Origin of the sequence: Streptomyces sudanensis, assembly GCF_023614315.1 — a bacterium.
GTDB lineage: Bacteria > Actinomycetota > Actinomycetes > Streptomycetales > Streptomycetaceae > Streptomyces > Streptomyces sudanensis.
In genome coordinates this window covers 1,582,980-1,601,138 of sequence record NZ_CP095474.1, presented here as the reverse complement: position 1 = coordinate 1,601,138, position 18,159 = coordinate 1,582,980, and the positions used below count along the sequence as shown (strand labels likewise).

The window sequence follows — 18,159 nt, the reverse complement described above, 5'->3', positions numbered from 1 at the left end:
TGCCGCGGGCCGGTGCGCGCCCGCGAGGGCGGGTGCGTCAGACGAACAGGTTGTAGATCTGCCAGCCCTTGCCGATCGTCGTGCGGGCGGCGAACGGGGAGGTGGCGCTGCCGGTGCCCCGGTAGAACCACAGCTCGCCGTTGCCGTCGCGGGCGATCAGGTCGGGCCGGCCGTCCTTGTTGAGGTCGCTCGGGCCGAGCAGCGTGTTGTAGATCTGCCAGCCCCTGCCGACGGAGACGCGGGCGGCGAACGGCGCGGTCGCGCTGCCGGTGCCCTGGTACAGCCACAGGTAGCCGGAGCCGTCGCGGGCGACCATGTCGGCCCTGCCGTCGCCGGTGAGGTCGCCGGTGTCGGCCATCGCGGGGTACACCTGCCAGCCCCTGCCGACGGAGACGCGGGCGGCGAACGGCGCGGTCGCGCTGCCGGTGCCCTTGTACAGCCACAGGTAGCCGGAGCCGTCGCGGGCGACGAGGTCCGCGACGCCGTCGCCGGTGAGGTCCCGGGCGCCGCTCATCAGGTTGTAGATCTGCCAGCCCCTGCCGACGTACGTCCGGGCGGCGAACGGTGCCGACGGGTTGCCGCTGCCCCGGTAGTACCACAGGCCGCCGGAGCCGTCGCGGGCCACCGCGTCGCCCGTGCCGTCCGCGCGCAGCGCCGTCATCGAGGTGACCATGTTGTACGCGCCCCAGCCGCTGCCGACCCGGTAGCGGGTGAAGAACGGGGAGGCCGCGCCGCCGGTGCCCTGGTACTGCCACAGCACGCCGGAGGCGTCGCGGGCGAGGGTGTTGTAGCGGTCGGTGCCCGGGTCGGGGGCGGTGGGCTCGACCTTCTCCACGTCGTCCGCGCTGACCCACGCGAAGCGGTGGTTGTAGCGGATGGGGTAGAAGGAGTTGCTCCCCCGGACCAGGGTCCGGGAGCCGGTGCCCGTGCCGTCGAAGGTGCCGCCGTAGTAGTACGTGCCCGGCACGGCCGCGCCGGCCAGCGTGTACAGCTGCCCGGCCGGGAGGCTGTACTTGGTCAGGTGCGCGGTGTTCTGGTCCTGCACCGGCACGCCCGTGCCCGCGTACGCCGCGTCCTCGGGGTAGCTGCGCCCGTACACCTTGACGGTCACGCCGGCCTTCGCCCGCAGCACGGTCCCGGACTTCACGGGTGCGGTGTACTGGCCGCCCGGGTTGCGGAACCACGCCTTCTGGCCGCCGTACCAGATCGCCGTCCAGTCGTTGCGCGCCTCGGCGACGACGTACGTGCCGCCGGCGACGAGCTTGTTGCCCCAGTTCCAGCCCTCGCTCCAGGTCTGCGCGCCCAGGTAGGGGTCGCCGATCGTGGCCGAGCCGGTGGAGGGCGACGTGTAGAGGTAGCCGAAGTTCGCCGGCTGCGGGGTGACCGCGGCGCCGTTGTTCGTCAGCTTCGGCTGGTTCGCCGTGGTGAACGGCGGGACGAAGCGGACGAGCTGCCCCGCCTTGAGCGGGCCGCCCGCGCCGCCGGCACCCGTGGGGGCGCCCATCAGCGACATGTAGTGGTTCCAGTCCCAGAACGGGCCCGGGTCCCAGTGCTGGGCGCGGACCTTGGTGTCCAGGACGCCGGGGATCTCGTCGTGGCCGATGATGTGCTCGCGGTCGAGCGGGATGCCGTACTTGGCGGCGAGGTGCTTCACGAGCGCCGCGGACGACTCGTACTGCGGCTCCGTGTACCAGCTCCCCTCCTTGATGGCGTAGCCCTCGTGCTCGATGCCGATCGAGTGCACGTTGAGGGTCTTGTTGCCGGCGTGCCACGCCTCGTTCTTGTTCTCCACCAGCTGGGTGACCAGGCCGTCGGAGGCGCGGACCATGTAGTGGGCGCTGGCGTAGGTGTTGGAGTTCTGGAAGACCGCGAGCGACCCGTCGTAGCTGCCCTCCGTGTCGTGGATGGCGATGTACCGGATGTCGTGGCCGTTCGCCGGGCGGTTGGCGACGTTGTAGTTGCCCCAGTCGTCCGGGCCGCTGTTCTGCTTGTACGCGGCTGGGCGGAAGTCGCAGTTCAGGCCGGTCGGGCAGTCGGGCAGCGGGACGGCGCTCGCACTGGCGAAGGTCGCGGCGAGCGGGACCTTCGCCGACGGGGCCGGCTTCACGGACGGGTCGGCCGGCAGGGACAGCCGCTGGCCGTCGCCGGTGATCCGCTGCTCGCCGGTCCGGATCGACTCGAAGACGCGCTTCGCGAACAGCTGGGCGCCCTTGCGGTCGGGGGCCTGGCTGTAGCGGGCGACGGCCGGGTACCACGCGCCCGGGTCGTCGGGCAGGGAGCCGGTGGCCTCGCGCTGGTACTCGGCGAGGAGCGCCGCGCCGGCGCGGACGCTCTGCGCGGGGTCCTCGCGCACCGCTTCGGGGGAGGCGTCGATCAGCCCGGCGGCCTCGTCCAGCGTGTGCAGCCGCGGGTCGTCGGTGTCGACGGGCTTCTTGCGGACCGACTTCAGCGCCTTCTCCGCGTCGAAGTGCTTCTCGACGTTCGGGTCGCCGCTGCGGTTCATGTGGGCGAGGCGGTGCTCGTCGTCCCCGTGGCCGTGGCCGTCCTCCAGGTCCTCCGGGTCGACCTGGGTGAGTGCCATGACGTTGTACGCACCGGTGGTGCTGGGCAGGCCGTCGTGGCTCTCCCAGCGCGTCTGCCGGTACGACACCGCCATCAGCACGCTCACCGGGACGTCGAACTCGCGGGCGGCCCTCTCGAATCCGGCCTGCAGCTCCGTGCCCGGGGCCGCGGCCACGGCGTCGGAGGAGCCGAGGAGGCCCGGGGACGCCACGGCGAGGGTGCCGGCGGTCGTGGCGACGGCCAGCGCCGAGGCTATGCCGTAGATCAGGAGTCTCTTCTTCTTGCGGTCTCGTCGATGGTCGGCGCTCAAGTCCCACCCCTGTGTGAAGTTCGCGGCCGGGCACGTCGTTTGGCCCAAGAGCGCGTGACGCTATCAAACCGGACCGCGCCCGGACCGGGCGGGTCGCCGGCCGCCTCCGCGACCCGGCCGGGAGGGGGCCCCGTCTCATTTCCTGGTCCCATCCGTGGCGTCTGTCCGGAGCGCGTAATGTGGTCGAGGTGACCGTGAACGCTGACACCCACGCCGTCGCCGCCCGGGCGACCTGGCGAGACCTGCCCGCGGCGCAGCAGCCCGAGTACCCGGACGCCGAGGCTCTGCGCGACGTGATCGCCGACCTCGAAGCGTATCCGCCGCTCGTCTTCGCGGGGGAGTGCGACCAGCTGCGCGCCCGGATGGGGGCCGTCGCCCGGGGCGAGGCGTTCCTGCTCCAGGGCGGGGACTGCGCGGAGTCCTTCGACGCGGTGGGCGCCGAGGACATCCGGGCCAAGCTGAAGACGCTCCTGCAGATGGGCGCCGTGCTGACGTACGCCGCCTCGGTGCCCGTGGTGAAGGTGGGGCGGATCGCCGGCCAGTACGCGAAGCCGCGCTCCAAGCCCACCGAGACCCGCGACGGGGTGACCCTGCCGACGTACCGCGGCGACTCCGTCAACGGCTTCGACTTCACCGAGGAGGCGCGCGTCCCGGACCCGCAGCGCCTGAAGCGCATGTACCAGGCGTCGGCCTCCACCCTGAACCTGGTGCGCGCCTTCACCACCGGCGGTTACGCCGACCTGCGGCAGGTGCACGCCTGGAACCAGGACTTCGTGAAGTCCTCCCCGTCCGGCCAGCGGTACGAGCAGCTGGCCCGCGAGATCGACAACGCCCTCAGCTTCATGAAGGCGTGCGGCACGGACCCGGCCGAGTTCCGCACGGTCGAGTTCTTCGCCTCCCACGAGGCGCTGCTCCTCGCCTACGAGTCGGCGATGACCCGTGTCGACTCGCGCACCGGCGACCTGTACGACACGTCGGGCCACATGCTGTGGATCGGCGAGCGCACCCGCCAGCTGGACCACGCGCACATCGAGTTCGCGTCCCGGATCCGCAACCCGATCGGCGTCAAGCTCGGCCCGACGACCACGGTCGACGAGGCGCTCACCTACGTCGACCGCCTGGACCCGGAGCGCGAGCCGGGCCGGCTGACCTTCATCGTCCGCATGGGCGCCGACAAGGTCCGCGACAGGCTCCCCGAGCTGGTCGAGAAGGTCACGGCGGCGGGCGCGGTCGTCGCCTGGGTCACCGACCCGATGCACGGCAACACCTTCGAGGCGGCCTCCGGCCACAAGACGCGCCGCTTCGACGACGTCCTGGACGAGGTCAAGGGCTTCTTCGAGGTCCACAAGGCGCTCGGTACGCACCCGGGTGGCATCCACGTCGAGCTGACCGGCGACGACGTCACCGAATGCGTGGGCGGCGGCGACGAGATCTTCGTCGACGACCTGCACCAGCGCTACGAGACGGCCTGCGACCCGCGGCTCAACCGCAGCCAGTCGCTGGACCTGGCGTTCCTGGTGGCGGAGATGTACCGGGACCAGTGAGCGGGACCGCCGGGACGGTGGTGGGGCGCGGATCCGTGTGATCGGCGCCCCACCGCCGTCTCCGGGGACGCCCCGGGCTTTCGCACGCCGCACCCCGCAGGTAAGGTTAGGTTAACCTCACCGACCAGGCGGGGGGTGTCGGCCGCGGCCTGCAGGAGGGTGACCCGCGTGTACGTCTGCTCGTGCTTCGGCGTCACCGAGAAGCAGGTGAGGGAGCACGCCGAAGCCGGTGCCTGCACCCCGCGCCAGATAGCCTCCGCCTGCAAGGCGGGCACCGACTGCGGTTCCTGCGTGCGCCGCATCCAGGCCATCCTGGGCCGGGGCGCCTCCCCGCGGAGCGGGCCCGCCGAGCGGAGCGGCCCGGTGCCGTCCGCCCCCCTGCCGGCTCCCGCGGTCCCGTCCCCGGCGCTCCGGGACCTCTCCGAGGCCGCCTGAGAGGCCCGCCCCGTCCCGGCCCGGTCCGCTAGCCCTCCGGCTGCTCGACGATCGTGGACAGGTAGAGCGACTCCCCGAGCTTCTGCACCAGCTCCAGCTGGGTGTCCAGGTAGTCGATGTGGTGCTCCTCGTCCGCGAGGATCGACTCGAAGATGTTGGCCGAGGTGATGTCGCCCTTGTCGCGCATCACCTGGATGCCCCGGCGCAGCCGGTCGATCGCCTCGACCTCGACCTCGCGGTCGGCGTGGAACATCTCCGTCACCGTCTGGCCCACACGGACGTGGAAGAGCCGCTGGTAGTTCGGCAGGCCCTCCAGGAAGAGGATCCGGTCCGTGAGCACCTCGGCGTGCTTCATCTCGTCGAAGGACTCCGCGCGGGTGTACTTCGCCAGCTTCGTCCACCCGAAGTTCTCCTGCATCTTCGCGTGCAGGAAGTACTGGTTGATCGCGGTCAGTTCGGCGGTCAGCTGCTCGTTGAGGAACTCGATGACCTCGGGGTCGCCCTGCATCGCAGAGGCTCCTTCCGCATGGGTAGGGGGCGGGATGCGCGCATCCTCGCACCGCCGGTACGTGTCGTCCAGTAAGTAGGTACTTATGAGATCTTGCCCTATTCCTCCCCTGCTTCGGTCGTCCCCATCCCTCCCGGTCTGCCACCATGGGGGGATGGGTCGGCCGGAGAGCGGGGAACACCGGACGGCGGAGGAGCCCGTGCTTCCGCCGGGGCAGCGCCTGCAGCGCGGCTGGCCGGTCACCCACTACGGCCCCGTCCCCCGGTTCCGCCCCGAGCGCTGGGACTTCCGCGTCTTCGGCGCCACGGCGGACGGCGGGAGGCACCGCTGGGACCACGAGGAGTTCACCGCGCTGCCGTACTCCACCGTCGTCGCCGACCTGCACTGCGTCACGCGGTTCAGCATGGTCGGCGCCGAATGGGGAGGAGTCCTCGCGCGCACGGTCCTGGAACTGGCCCCGCCGGCTCCCGACGCCGGCCATGTGATGGTGTGGGCCGAGTACGGTTTCAGCGCCAACATGCGGCTGTCGGACTTCGCCTCCGAACACACGGTCTTCGCCACCCACAAGGACGGCGAGCCGCTCACCGCCGAGCACGGCTTCCCGCTCCGGCTCGTCGTCCCCCACCTGTACGCCTGGAAGGGCCCCAAGTGGGTCCGCGGCGTCGAGTACCTGACCGCCGACCGCCGCGGCTTCTGGGAGGAGCGCGGCTACCACAACATCGGCGACCCGTGGGCCGAGCAGCGCTACTCGTACCAGGAGAAGCCGGGGGACGGCCCGGAGCTCTGACCCCGCGCGCCCGCGGGCCCGGCCCGGCCGGCCGCGGTGCCGGACCGCCGGCCGCCCGCCGGGGTCAGGGGCGGGGGGCCGCCCGCAGGGCCTTCAGCCGCGCCACGTCCTCGGCGTGCCGCTCCGTGCCGCCCGGTGTCTCGATGACCAGCGGCACGCCCTCCGTGGCGGGGTGGCGCATCAGCTCCGCGAAGGGCCCCTCGCCGATGTGCCCGGCGCCGATGTTGGCGTGCCGGTCCCTGCGCGCCCCGGCCACGTCCTTGGAGTCGTTGGCGTGGACGAGCTTCAGCCGGCCCTCGCCGACCGTCTCCACCAGCAGGTCCAGCGTCCCGCGCATCCCGCCGGCCCCGGCCAGGTCATGGCCGGCGGCGAAGACGTGGCAGGTGTCCAGGCAGACGCCGAGCCGCGGGTGGGCGTCCAGCGCCTCGAAGTACGGCCCGAAGTCCCGGACCCGGGAGCAGAGCGAGGAGCCCTGCCCGGCCGTCGCCTCCAGCAGCAGGAACGGGTCGTCGTCGTGCGTGAGCTCGTCCAGCAGCGGCAGCATCAGCTCCCGCACCTGTGCCAGCGCCTCCGCGCGGGGCCGCCCGCCGGTCGCCGAACCCGTGTGGACGACGACGCCCAGGGCGCCGATCGCGCGGGCCCGGCGCAGCGAGTGCCGCAGGGACTCCACGGACCGCTCGGCGGTCGCCCCGGTGTGCGAGCCGAAGTTGATCAGGTACGGGGCGTGGACGTACGCCGGTATGCCGTCCTGCGCGCACCCGTCGCGGAACGCCGCGTCCTGCGCCGGGTCGCCGGCCGGGGCGGCCCAGCCGCGCGGGTTGGCGACGAAGACCTGGACGGCCTCCGCGCCGAGTTCACGGGCGCGGGCGAGTCCGGTGGCGGCCAGGCCGCCGGCCACCGGGACGTGGGCGCCGACGGGGCGGGAGGCGCNCACGTCNNGCCGGGCGGGGCCGGGGGTTCGGAGGGACACGGGCGGTCAGAGCCCCTCGACCCTGAGGGTGATCATGCTGCCCTCGGGGGCGGTGCCGCCGCCGGGCACGGACTGCGCGCCGACGGTGTCGCCGAGGTACGGGAACGACCTTTCGACCTTCACCTCGAAGCCCGCGTCCTCCAGCCTGCGCACGGCGTCGCCGACGTCCTGACCCGTCACGTCCGGCACGGCGACCGGCCGGGGGCCCTTGGAGAGGGTGAGCGTCACGGTGTCCCCCTCGGCGGCGCGGGCACCGGCCGGGAGGGACTGGGCGGCGACCGAGCCGGCCGGATGCGGCGAGTGGACGCGCTCCCCGGCGACCTCCACCCGCAGTCCGGCGCCGGTCAGGGCGGTGCGGGCCGCCTCCGGCGACCGCCCGGCGGCGTTCGGCACGACGATCGGGGCGCCCCTGCTGACGACCAGCGCCACGGCGGCGTCCGGGGACCGCTCGGTGCCCGCCGGCGGATCGGTGCCGACGACCGAGCCCCTCGCCACCTCGGCGTCGAACTCCCGGGTGACGACGCCCGCCGCCAGCCCCGCCCGGCGCAGCCGCTCCTTCGCGGCGGCCAGCGGCTGCCCCCTGAGGTCCGGCACCCGGACGATCTCCGGGCCGCGCGAGAGGACGAGGTCCACCGAGCCGTTGCCGCGGATGCGCTCGCCGGGCGCCGGGTCCGTCCCCATGACCGTGCCCCGCTCGTACGCGCTGCTGAACTCCTCGCGCGTCGAACCGACGGCGAGCCCCTCGTCCGCGAGCCGCCGCTCGGCGTCCGCCCGGGTCTTGCCGAGCACCCCCGTGGCGGGCACCCGGGTGAACTGGCCGAAGCCGACGTACCAGACGACGGCGCCGGCCCCGAGGAGCAGCAGCACGGCCGCCAGGGCCGCCACCGCCCCCCGCCGCGGCCCGGAGAGCAGCGCCGGGACGCCGCGGCGGGGCGCCCCTCCGGCCGCCGCGGGCGGTTCGGGGAGCGGCTGCGGGCGCGTGGCGGACTCCGGGGACATCCCCAGCAGGCTGGTGCGCTCCACGTCCCCGGCCGCGGACAGCGGACGGGCGACGACGCTCGTCACGTCGTCGGGCCCGGCGCCCGCGCCGGCGGGCGCCCCGTCCGTGCGCGCCGCGCCCCGTCCGCCCGGCGGCGCCAGGTCCAGTTGCGCGTCGCCGAGGGCGGCCCGCACGGCACGGACCCGGGAGAGCAGCGCCACGGCGTCGTGCGGGCGGGCCCCGGCGTCCCGCGCCGCGGCGCCGGCCACGAGCGCGTCCAGCTCCGGCGCGAGGCCGGGGAAGGCGGCCGAGGGGGCGGGGACGTCGTCGTTCAGGTGCCGGTAGAGGACCTGGGCGGGCGTGTCGCCGCCGTGCGGCTTGCCGCCGGTCAGCATCTCGTACAGGACGACCCCGCACGCGTACACGTCGGTGCGGGTGTCGGCGGTGCCGTGCTCGATCTGCTCGGGAGCCAGGTACGACACGGTGCCCAGCACCGCGCCGGTCGTGTGGGTGGCCGTGCCGACCGCCCGGACCAGGCCGAAGTCGGCGACCTTGACCCGGCCGTCGTCGCCGATCAGGACGTTCTCCGGCTTCATGTCGCGGTGGACGAACCCGGCCCGGTGCGCCGCCCCGAGCGCGGCGAGCACCGGCTCCAGGACGTCCAGCGCCGCCCGCGGGGACAGCGCCCCGCGTTCCCGCAGCACGTCGCGGAGCGTGCAGCCGGCGACGTACTCCATCGCCAGGTACACGTACGGCCCGTCCTCGCCCTGGTCGAAGACGCCGACCACGTTCGGGTGGGAGAGCCGCGCCACGGACTTCGCCTCGCGGATGAACCGCTCCACGAACGACGCGTCGGCCGCCAGCGACGGGTGCATCACCTTCAGGGCGAGGTCCCGGTCGAGGCGGGTGTCGACCGCCCGGTAGACCGTGGCCATGCCGCCGACGGCGATGCGCGCGTCGACGCGGTAGCGGCCGTCGAGCAGCCGGCCGACGAGCGGGTCGTGAAGGGTCGTGTCCACGGGCCCGAGTCTACGAGCCCCGCCGGGCCCNNGNNCNCCNCCCCGCCCGCCGCGGCTCCCGGCGGACGGGACGGCGGCGGGCGCGGGCGCCGCTCAGAAGGCCGGCCGCTCCGGGTCGAGGGCGGCGCGGCCCTCGGCGGGGGAGGAGGCGTGCGCGAAGTGGCGGCGCGGGATCCGGCCGGCCCGGTGGGCGAGCCGCCCGGCCTCCACCGCGTGCCGCATCGCCTCCGCCATCAGCACCGGCTCCTGCGCCCGGGTCACCGCGGACGCCAGCATCACCGCCGCGCAGCCCAGCTCCATCGCCAGCGCCGCGTCCGACGCCGTCCCCGCGCCCGCGTCCAGGATCACCGGTACGCGCGCCCGCTCCACGATCAGCTCGAAGTTGTGCGGGTTGCGGATGCCGAGCCCGGATCCGATGGGCGACCCCAGCGGCATGACCGCCGCGCAGCCCACGTCCTCCAGCCTCCGCGCGAGGACCGGGTCGTCACTGGTGTACGGCAGGACGGTGAAACCGTCGTCGACCAGCGTCTCCGCCGCGTCCAGCAGCTCGACCGGATCCGGCAGCAGCGTCCGCTCGTCCGCCACCACCTCCAGCTTCACCCAGTCCGTGCCGAGCGCCTCGCGGGCGAGGCGGGCCGTCAGCACGGCCTCGCCCGCCGTGAAGCACCCGGCGGTGTTGGGCAGGACCCGGACGCCCAGCCGGTCCAGCACGGACAGCACCGAACCGTGGACGGACGGGTCGATCCGCCGCATCGCCACCGTCGTCAGCTCCGTGCCGCTCGCCACGAGGGCCCGCTCCAGCACGTCGAGGCTGGGCGCCCCGCCCGTACCCATGATCAGCCGGGAGTCGAAGGAGGTCCCGGCGATGGTGAGGCGGTCGTCGGCCACGGCTCAGCCCCCCTGCACGGCGGTGAGGACCTCGACCCGGTCGCCGTCGGCGAGGACGGTGGAGGCCCATCCGCCGCGCGGGACGACCGTCTCGTTGACGGCCGCGGCCACTCCGGAGGGGGCCGCGGTCAGCGTGGCCACCAGCGCGTCGAGGGTGGCCGGGGCGGTGAGCTCGCGCGGCTCGCCGTTCACCGAGACGGTGACGGCGGCGCGTGTCCGGTTCGTCATGACACTCCTGCGGGGGTGAATCGGGCGGGCGTGAACGCGCGGGCGGAATCGGGCAGTTCCCCGGTCGTCAGCACGGCGGCCATCACATCGCCGGTGATCGGGGTGAGCAGCACGCCGTTGCGGTGGTGGCCGGTCGCCAGGTGCAGGCCCGGCAGCGCGGACGGGCCCAGCAGCGGCGCGTTGTCGGGCGAGCCGGGCCGCAGCCCGGCGCACGTCTCGGTGAGCGGCAGCTCCGTGACGCCCGGCACCAGCTCGTGGGCGTCGCGCAGCAGCTCGTACACCCCGCCCGCGGTGACCGTGGTGTCCCATCCCATCTCCTCGCTCGTCGCCCCGACGACCAGTTCGCCGTTCTCGCGCGGCACCAGGTACACGTGGCCGCCCCGGACGACCGCCCGCACCGTCCGGCTCAGGAACGGCGCGTACGCCTTCGGTACCGCCAGCCGCAGCACCTGCCCCTTCACCGGGCGCACCGGCGGCAGCACCGCGTCCGGCACGCCCTCCAGCCGGCCGCTCAGGCTCCCCGCGGCCAGCACCACCTGGCCCGCCGCCGGCCGGGCGCCGTCCGACAGGACCGCGCCCGCCGCCCGGTCCCGCACCACCGACAGGCGGTCCGCCCGCGCCCGGTGGAAGACCACCCCGGCCCGCTCGCAGGCCGCCACCAGCGCCGCCGCGAGGCGCCGCGGATCGACCTGGTGGTCGCCGTCGACGCGCAGCCCGCCCCGCACGCCCGGCGCCAGCATCGGCTCCAGACGGCGGCACTCCCGGCCCGTCAGCCACTCCGAGGCGAGCCCGCACCGCAGTTGCAGCGCGTGCAGCTCCCGCAGGTGGGCCCGGTCGTCGGCGTCCAGCGCCACGGCGAGCGTGCCGGCGGTGCGGAAGCCGACGTCCAGGCCGGCGGCGTCCTGGAGCTCGGCGACGAAGTCCGGATACCGTTGCGCGGAGGCCAGGTTGAGGCCGAGGAGCGTCTCCTCCCCGTAGTGCAGCTCCGTCACCGCGGCGAGCATCCCCGCCGCCACCCGGGCGGCGCCGCCGCCCGGCTCCGGGTCCGCCACGGCGGCGCTCAGTCCGCGCTGCGCCGCCCGCCAGGCCGTGACCAGGCCGATGATCCCGCCCCCGATGACGAGGACGTCCGACGTACTGCGTGACATGGGCGTCCAGCCCCTCCCTTCGCCGGCATGACCCGGATCAGGTTCATACGGTCGGAGGCCGCGCAAGCCTCCCTCTCAGCCCGGTGCGCCGGGCTCCCGCGATGTTCTGGCCCGGCCAGACTAACCCCACCCCCCGGCGGCCGTTAAGGGAGCCGGCGCGGCCCCGGCACCGGCCGGAACGGTTCCCCGGCGGCGCGGCGGCTGCGTAAGGTGATCGCGTGAGCGAGCAGCGGCACGACGAGCAGCCGGACCGGCGGCGGGCACCCGCCGCCGCGGACGCGGGCCCCGCGCCCGTGGACCCCCCGGTGGACGGGCGGCGGGTGGTCGTCGTCGGCGCCGGGATGGCCGGGGTGCAGACCGCCGTCGCCCTGCGCGAGCGGGGGTTCACAGGGCCGCTGCTGGTCCTGGGCGCCGAGCCCCACCAGCCGTACGACCGGCCGCCGCTGTCCAAGGCGTACCTGCTCGGACACGCCGAGGGCTCCGCGTTCGAGGTGGACTTCGAGTCGCTCGACGTGGAACTGCGCCTCGGCGTCGAGGTGACCGGGCTGCGCCCGGGCGACCACGAGGTCGACACGGAGGCCGGCCCCGTCCCGTACGACGTGCTGGTCGTCGCGACCGGCGCCGTCCCGCTGACCCTGCCCGGCTCCGAGGGCGTGCCCGGCGTCCACCTGCTGCGGACCCTGGACGACGCCGGGCGGCTGCGCCCGGTCCTCGCCGAGCGGCACGACGTGGTCGTCGTCGGCGCCGGCTGGATCGGCGCCGAGTTCGCCACGGCCGCCCGGGAGGCGGGCTGCGCGGTCACCGTCGTGGAGGCCGCCGCCCGGCCGCTCGCCGGGGCGCTGCCCGCCGAGGCCACCGGGCCGATGGCCGCCTGGTACGAGGAGAGCGGTGTCCGGCTGCTGACCGGCGCGCGCGTGGAGCGGGTCGAGCCGGGCCGGGTCGTCCTCGCCGACGGGCGCGTCCTGCCCGCCGGGGCCGTCGTCGTCGGCATCGGCGCGCGGCCCGCCACCGGCTGGCTGCGCGGCTCCGGCGTGGAGCTCGGCCCGGACGGCGCGGTCGTCGCCGACGACCGCCTGCGCACCTCCGTGCCGGACGTGTACGCGGTCGGCGACTGCGCCTCGTTCCCCTCGGCCCGCTACGGCACCAGGCTCCTCGTCCACCACTGGGACAACGCCCTGCAGGGGCCGCGCACGGTCGCCGCCGCCGTCACGGGCGGGGAGCCGCCGCCGTACGACCCGGTGCCGTACTTCTGGTCCGAGCAGTTCGGCCGCTTCGTCCAGTACGCGGGGCACCACGCGTCCGCCGACACCACCGTCCGGCGCGGCGACCCCGCCGGCCCGGGATGGACCCTGGCGTGGCTGCGGGAGGGCGCCCTGGTGGCGCTGCTCGCGGTGGGCCGGCCGCGCGACCTGGCGCAGGGGCGGCGGCTCGTCGAGGCCGGCACCCCGCTCGACCCGGCGCTGGTCGCGGACCCGGAGGTGCCGCTGAAGTCCGCGGTCCGCGGGTGACGGCCCGGCACGGACCCGTGGCCCGGACGGCGGGCCCGGCTACCGGCTGTCGGTGCGGGATGGCACGCTTGTCGTGTGACCGAGATTGACACGAAGATCGACGCGCTCGTCCCCGCCTGGCTGTACCTCCCCGACATCGCCGAGCTGCTCGGCGTGGAGGTGACCAGGGTGCGGCAGCTCGTCAAGGAAGGCCAGCTGATCGCCGTGCGCCGCGGTGAGAACCGGGCGCTCCAGGTGCCCGCCGCCTTCATCCGGGACGGCAGGGTCGTCAAGGGCCTCTCCGGCACCCTGACGCTGCTGAGGGACGACGGCTTCACCGACGAGGAGATGCTGGAGTGGCTCTTCACGCCGGACCCGTCCCTGCCGGGCACGCCCGCGCAGGCCCTGGCGGAGAACCGCGGCACCGAGGTGAAGCGCCGCGCCCAGGCGCTCGCCGTCTGAGCCCGACCACCACCGCACCGACACCGGGCGGCGCGCGGACCCGGGACCGGGGGTCCCGGCAGCGCGCCGCCGCACCGACCCGGGGGGAGCACCTCATGCCCACCAGCGCCCGCGAGGCCCTGGCCGACGCAAGGCTGTACCTGTGCACGGACGCACGCAGGCGCCAGGGCGACCTGCCGGAGTTCCTCGACGCGGTCCTGGCCGCCGGGGTCGACATCGTCCAACTGCGCGACAAGGGCATGGAGGCCGGTGAGGAGCTGGAGCACCTCGCGGTGTTCGCCGACGCCTGCCGCCGGCACGGCAGGCTCCTCGCCGTGAACGACCGGGCCGACGTGGCGCACGCCGCCGCGTCCGACGTGCTGCACCTCGGGCAGGGCGACCTGCCGGTCCCGGCCGCCCGCGCGATCCTCGGCGACCGGGTGCTGATCGGGCGGTCCACGCACGCCGAGGCGGAGGTCGACGCGGCCGTCGCCGAACCGGGCGTGGACTACTTCTGCACCGGCCCCTGCTGGCCCACGCCCACCAAGCCCGGACGGCACGCGCCGGGCCTGGGCCTCGTGCGGTACGCCGCCTCCCTCGGCCAGGACCGGCCCTGGTTCGCGATCGGCGGCATCGACGCCGGGAACCTCGACCGGGTCCTGGACGCCGGAGCCCGCCGCGTCGTCGTCGTCCGCGCCGTCACCGAGGCGGACGATCCCGCCGCCGCGGCGGCCGAGCTGGCCCGCCGGATACGCGAGCGGGCCGCCGACGCGCTCCCCGCGGCGGCCGGCTGACCCGGACCGCCGCGGGAGCGTCCGCATTCCGGGACGGAGAAGCGGGCAAACGGGCACTCCGCCCCCCGCGGCCGTCCACCTGTCGGACGGTATTCCGGCGAAAGCGGGCGAAACGAGCTGCTCCGGTTGGGTGGTCCACCGCCGGGTGGCTAACCTGCCCGTATGGCCCTCGGCACCCCCTCCACCAGGTCGGACCGCGCGCGCACGGTGCGCGACCTGCTCGCGGACGGCACCACGTACTCCTTCGAGTTCTGGGCGCCCAAGACCGAGAAGGGCGAGCGGAACCTCTGGGGCGCGCTGCGCCGGGTGGAGGCGGTGGCCCCGAGCTTCGTCTCCGTGACGTACGGGGCCGGCGGCTCCACCCGCGCCGGGACCGTCAGGGCCACCGAGCGGATCGCCGCCGACACCACGCTCACGCCCGTCGCCCACCTGACGGCCGTGGGCCACTCGGTCGCCGAACTGCGCAACATGGTCGGCCAGTTCGCCGACGTCGGCATCCGCAACATCCTCGCCCTGCGCGGCGACCCGCCCGGCGACCCGATGGGGGAGTGGGTCCCGCACCCGCGGGGACTGCACTACGCGGCCGACCTCGTCCGGCTGGTCAAGGAGGCCGGCGACTTCTGCGTGGGGGTCGCCGCCTTCCCCGAGATGCACCCCCGGTCCACGGACTGGGACACCGACGTCCGCCACTTCGTCGACAAGTGCCGGGCCGGCGCCGACTACGCCATCACGCAGATGTTCTTCGCCCCCGAGAGCTACCTGCGCCTGCGCGACCGGGTCGCCGCCGCGGGCTGCGACACGCCGATCATCCCCGAGGTCATGCCCGTCACGGCCGTCCGGCAGCTGGACCGGCTCCCGCAGCTCAGCAACGCGCACTTCCCCGCGGCCGTCAGGGAGCGGATCCTCGCGGTCGAGGACGACCCGGCCGCTGTACGCTCCTTGGGAATCGAGTTCGCGACGGAGTTCTGCACGCGGCTGCTGTCCGAGGGCGTGCCCGGACTGCACTTCATCACGCTGAACAACTCCACGGCGACACTCGAGATCTACGAGAATCTCGGACTGCACCCGCAGTCCTGACCGGCCGTACCCGTCGCGTCCCGGGGCGGCGGCCGAAGGAGAGGGGCGGGCATGGACTGGAGCTGGTGGACGGTCCTGTACATCGCGTTCGGCGTCGTCGCGCTCTGGCTCCTGGGCGAGGTGCTGCTGCAGTACAAGGCACGGCTGCGCTGGCGCCTGCTGGCCTTCGCCGGCTTCCTCGGCGTCGTCGCCGGCGTCCTCGTGTCGTCGCTCGTCCTGATCATCGCGGGCGCGGCGGCGTTCGGCGTCGGGCAGACCCTCGTCACGCTGTCCTTCCTGCGGGGCTTCTCCACCGGCTGGGCCCTGGGCGGCAGGCCCGGTGCCAGCCGGCGCCGCAGGACCGCGGGGGAGGGCCGGGGCGGCCCCGCACTGGAGGTCACCGGGCTCGCCTACGACGCCCCGCAGCCCCCCGGGTCCCCCGCCGCCGACGGGCCGCTGCCNGAGGAGACCGGCGCGTACGGCACCGACGGCGCCCACCCGCCGCAGCCGGCCCCCACCGACCCGTCCGCCGCGCACGACCCGGGCGCCTACGGGGACCGGCCGGAGGCCTACGACGCCTACCCGGGTGCGTACGGGGACCGGCCGGAGGCCTACGGCGCCGGGCCGGCGCCCTACGGCGGCCCGGCGGACGGGTACGGGGAGCACCCGGCGTACGGCCCGTACGCCCCCGCCCCCGCCCCCGCTCCGGACCACGGCCACGGCACGCAGCAGTACGCGGCCTTCCCCGGCCCGTACGCCGACCCGGCCCCCGCCGGCGCCCCGCAGTACGACGTCCCCGACCCGTACGGGCAGCCCCACCCCGTCCCGCAGTACCCCTCGGACACGCCGCCCGGCGGCGTGTGGGTGCCGCCCCAGCGCGACGGCACGCAGCAGTTCCCGCCGCTCCCGCCGCACCTCCCGTACCCGTACGACCACGACCAGGACGCCCGGCGGCAGCACCGCTGAGCCCGGCCGCCCGGCACCCGCCGGGCGGCGCGTCCGCGGCGCCGGCTACCGGGAGCCGCGGAAGCCGGCGCCCTCCACGACGAGCCCGGCGACCAGCGCCCCCGACATCCCGGCGTGCGCCAGCCCGCCACCCGGGTGCGACCAGCCGCCGGCGAAGTACAGACCCGGCAGCGGCGCGGCGTTGGCCGCCGGCAGGTGGACGCCGCCCCCGCCCGCCAGCGCGGGGGCGGGCACGCGCCGGCTGCCGGTCTCCTCCGCGGTGTGCGCCGGGGTGCGCACCTCGCGCCACAGCAACCGCTCCCGGAGCCCCGGCACCGCCGCCCCGGCGGTCTCCACCATCCGGTCCGCGAACGCCTCCGCGACCCCCTCCGCGCCCCACGGGTCGCCCGGGNCCCCCGGACCGCCCGCCGGGACCGTCGCCGTCACGGTGACCGCCTCGTGGCCGGCGTCCGGCCGCAGCTCCGCGTCGTCCGGGCGCAGCACCACCACGGTCGGCCGCCCGCACGGCGGCCCGCCTCCGGTGAGGAACGCCCGCTCTCCGGCCGGGTCCGCGGAGTGCACCACCGTGCGGTGCGCCGCGCCCTCCTCCCGCGCGCCGCGCAGCGCCAGGCACACGGTCATCCGCCCCGTCGCCACGCCCGTCTGGAAGCGCGGCCACGCGTCCTGCCGCTCCCAGGCCACCACGTGGCCGTGGTACAGGGCCGGCACGGGCGCCCCCGCCACCACCAGATCGGCGCCGGCCACCCGCCCGTCCGCCAGCTCCACCCCGGCGGCCCGCCCGTCCTCCTCCACCACGCCGGTCACCTCGGCGCCGAAGACGAACTCGACCCGCCGCTCCAGGCACCGCGCGTACACCGCGTCCGCCAGCGCCCGCAGGCCGCCGCGCACGTACCAGGTGCCGAAGGTCTGCTCCATGTACGGCAGGACCGCCGCCGACGGGGGAGCGGTGGCCGGGTCCAGCCCGTACGCCAGCGCGTACCCCTCCAGCAGGGCGGCCAGCCGCCCGCCGCCCAGCTCCCGGCGGCCCACCTCGGCGAGGGTCGCCGCGGTCCGGCGCAGCAGCCCCGTCCTCGGCGCGGGGTACGGGTCGCGGGAGAACGGCGCCACGTCGGCCGGCAGGGGCTCCTCCAGCAGCGGGCGGCGCGAGCGGTCCCAGGTGTCGCGGGCCCGGTTCAGGAACGCCGCCCACCGCTCGCCCGCACCCCGTCCGAGGGCGTCGTCCAGGGCCGAGACGACCCCGGCCCGCGACGCGTTCGGCAACGACACGGCCGTGCCGTCCGCGAAGATGTGCCGGCTCGCCGGATCGACCTGCGTCAGCCCGACGCACCGCTCCAGCGGCTCCTTCCCGGTCTTGACGAACAGGTCCCGGTAGACGGCGGGCAGGTGCAGCAGCCCGGGGCCGGTGTCGAAGCCGAAGCCGTCCCGCACGAACCGGCGCACTCCGCCGCCGTGCGTCTCCGACCGCTCGTACACCGTCACCCGGTGGCCTGCCACGGCCAGCCGGGCGGCCGCCGCCATGGCGCCCATCCCGGCGCCGATCACCGCAATCCGTGCCATGCCGGGGACTCTACAAGCCCCCTCGCGAGCCCCCGCCGAAAGCCCCGGCGCAGCTCGTCCCGCAGCCGGTCCGCCGGGGCCCGCCGCCCTTTCCGGGCCGCCCGGAGAGGGCTCCGGCCGGTGGTGCGCGGCGGCCGGCGGCCGTGCCGCGCCGTGCGCGCGGGACCGGCGGGACGGCGTACGGGCGCACGGGGTCGCGCCCGTACGCCGTCCCGCGCACGGGGCCCGGCGCGGAGCGCCGGACGGGTGCCGCGGTCGGCCGCTCCCGTGGACGCGGGCCGTGCGCCGGGGCATCGGCGGGGCCTGAGTACCCGTACTCAGGCCCCCTGATGAGTAGGCGGGCGGATGGGCCGCGGACCGCCGGGGCGGAAGAGTGGGGGCCACGGAAAGGGGCGCGCGGCCCGGGCACCGCCGACACGGGGCGGCGGAACCGGTGTCGCGCCCCCGTCCGGACAGGGGGAGACGGGGGNACGGCCCACG

The 18,159-nt window shown here is 75.6% G+C and carries 14 protein-coding genes, 4 pseudogenes and 1 riboswitch; of the genes and pseudogenes, 9 read left to right on the top strand and 9 right to left on the bottom strand.

Going from position 1 to position 18,159, the window contains the following annotated elements; all coding sequences use genetic code 11:
• Positions 1–37: 37 nt before the first annotated feature.
• Entirely contained in the window at positions 38–2,872 is a 2,835-nt protein-coding gene (locus tag MW084_RS07370) for an N-acetylmuramoyl-L-alanine amidase (protein WP_010471252.1), read from the bottom strand.
• Positions 2,873–3,060: 188 nt separating this feature from the next.
• Here MW084_RS07370 and MW084_RS07365 point away from each other — a divergent pair, with 188 nt between their 5' ends.
• Both MW084_RS07365 and MW084_RS07360 read left to right on the top strand, forming a co-directional pair.
• Positions 3,061–4,416, top strand: a complete 1,356-nt coding sequence (locus tag MW084_RS07365) for a class II 3-deoxy-7-phosphoheptulonate synthase (RefSeq protein ID WP_010471251.1) — start codon at positions 3,061–3,063, stop codon at positions 4,414–4,416.
• 168 nt (positions 4,417–4,584) lie between these two features.
• Positions 4,585–4,851: a (2Fe-2S)-binding protein gene (locus tag MW084_RS07360; RefSeq protein WP_010471250.1), complete on the top strand. Its 267-nt coding sequence runs from the start codon at positions 4,585–4,587 to the stop codon at positions 4,849–4,851.
• A 28-nt stretch (positions 4,852–4,879) separates the two neighbouring features.
• Here MW084_RS07360 and bfr read toward each other — a convergent pair whose 3' ends face one another.
• Positions 4,880–5,359, bottom strand: coding sequence for a bacterioferritin (bfr, locus tag MW084_RS07355; RefSeq protein ID WP_010471249.1), 480 nt, complete (start codon positions 5,357–5,359; stop codon positions 4,880–4,882).
• Positions 5,360–5,513: 154 nt separating this feature from the next.
• Here bfr and MW084_RS07350 point away from each other — a divergent pair, with 154 nt between their 5' ends.
• Entirely contained in the window at positions 5,514–6,146 is a 633-nt protein-coding gene (locus tag MW084_RS07350) for a sulfite oxidase-like oxidoreductase (RefSeq protein WP_029553546.1), read from the top strand.
• 64 nt (positions 6,147–6,210) lie between these two features.
• Here the strand turns inward: MW084_RS07350 and MW084_RS07345 are convergent.
• From MW084_RS07345 to thiO, 5 genes and pseudogenes are all read right to left on the bottom strand, one after another.
• Positions 6,211–7,076, bottom strand: a pseudogene (locus MW084_RS07345) (deoxyribonuclease IV); the annotation flags it as partial.
• 46 nt (positions 7,077–7,122) lie between these two features.
• On the bottom strand, positions 7,123–9,114 hold the full coding sequence (gene pknB / locus MW084_RS07340; protein WP_010471243.1) for a Stk1 family PASTA domain-containing Ser/Thr kinase: 1,992 nt from the start codon (positions 9,112–9,114) through the stop codon (positions 7,123–7,125).
• Between the two features lie 93 nt (positions 9,115–9,207).
• Entirely contained in the window at positions 9,208–10,002 is a 795-nt protein-coding gene (locus MW084_RS07335; protein WP_010471241.1) for a thiazole synthase, read from the bottom strand.
• A gap of 3 nt (positions 10,003–10,005) precedes the next feature.
• A complete protein-coding gene (gene thiS, locus MW084_RS07330) occupies positions 10,006–10,230 on the bottom strand; it encodes a sulfur carrier protein ThiS (RefSeq protein ID WP_010471239.1) in 225 nt (74 codons plus the stop codon).
• The gene (gene thiO / locus MW084_RS07325) at positions 10,227–11,378 is read right to left on the bottom strand and encodes a glycine oxidase ThiO (RefSeq protein ID WP_010471237.1); all 1,152 of its coding nucleotides are present in this window, start codon (positions 11,376–11,378) and stop codon (positions 10,227–10,229) included. The genes thiS and thiO overlap by 4 nt, the downstream gene beginning before the upstream one ends.
• A riboswitch (TPP riboswitch) is annotated at positions 11,376–11,488 on the bottom strand. (Overlaps the previous gene by 3 nt.)
• Positions 11,489–11,596: 108 nt before the next feature.
• Here thiO and MW084_RS07320 point away from each other — a divergent pair.
• The 6 genes and pseudogenes from MW084_RS07320 to MW084_RS07295 form a co-directional block, all read left to right on the top strand.
• Positions 11,597–12,886 (top strand): NAD(P)/FAD-dependent oxidoreductase, encoded by a 1,290-nt coding sequence (locus MW084_RS07320; RefSeq protein WP_010471235.1) that lies wholly within the window; start codon positions 11,597–11,599, stop codon positions 12,884–12,886.
• Between the two features lie 75 nt (positions 12,887–12,961).
• Positions 12,962–13,327 (top strand): Rv2175c family DNA-binding protein, encoded by a 366-nt coding sequence (locus MW084_RS07315; RefSeq protein ID WP_010471233.1) that lies wholly within the window; start codon positions 12,962–12,964, stop codon positions 13,325–13,327.
• Positions 13,328–13,422: 95 nt separating this feature from the next.
• The gene (thiE, locus tag MW084_RS07310; RefSeq protein WP_010471227.1) at positions 13,423–14,100 is read left to right on the top strand and encodes a thiamine phosphate synthase; all 678 of its coding nucleotides are present in this window, start codon (positions 13,423–13,425) and stop codon (positions 14,098–14,100) included.
• 162 nt (positions 14,101–14,262) lie between these two features.
• A complete protein-coding gene (gene metF / locus MW084_RS07305; protein WP_010471221.1) occupies positions 14,263–15,177 on the top strand; it encodes a methylenetetrahydrofolate reductase [NAD(P)H] in 915 nt (304 codons plus the stop codon).
• Between the two features lie 51 nt (positions 15,178–15,228).
• A pseudogene (locus MW084_RS07300) lies at positions 15,229–15,617 on the top strand (hypothetical protein); the annotation flags it as partial.
• Between the two features lies 1 nt (position 15,618).
• Positions 15,619–16,122, top strand: a pseudogene (locus MW084_RS07295) (hypothetical protein); the annotation flags it as partial.
• A gap of 45 nt (positions 16,123–16,167) precedes the next feature.
• Here the strand turns inward: MW084_RS07295 and MW084_RS07290 are convergent.
• A pseudogene (locus tag MW084_RS07290) lies at positions 16,168–16,513 on the bottom strand (NAD(P)/FAD-dependent oxidoreductase); the annotation flags it as partial.
• Position 16,514: 1 nt separating this feature from the next.
• Positions 16,515–17,679 (bottom strand): phytoene desaturase family protein (locus MW084_RS07285; RefSeq protein ID WP_275563523.1); only part of this gene is annotated, 1,165 nt, incomplete at its 3' end.
• Positions 17,680–18,159: the final 480 nt, after the last annotated feature.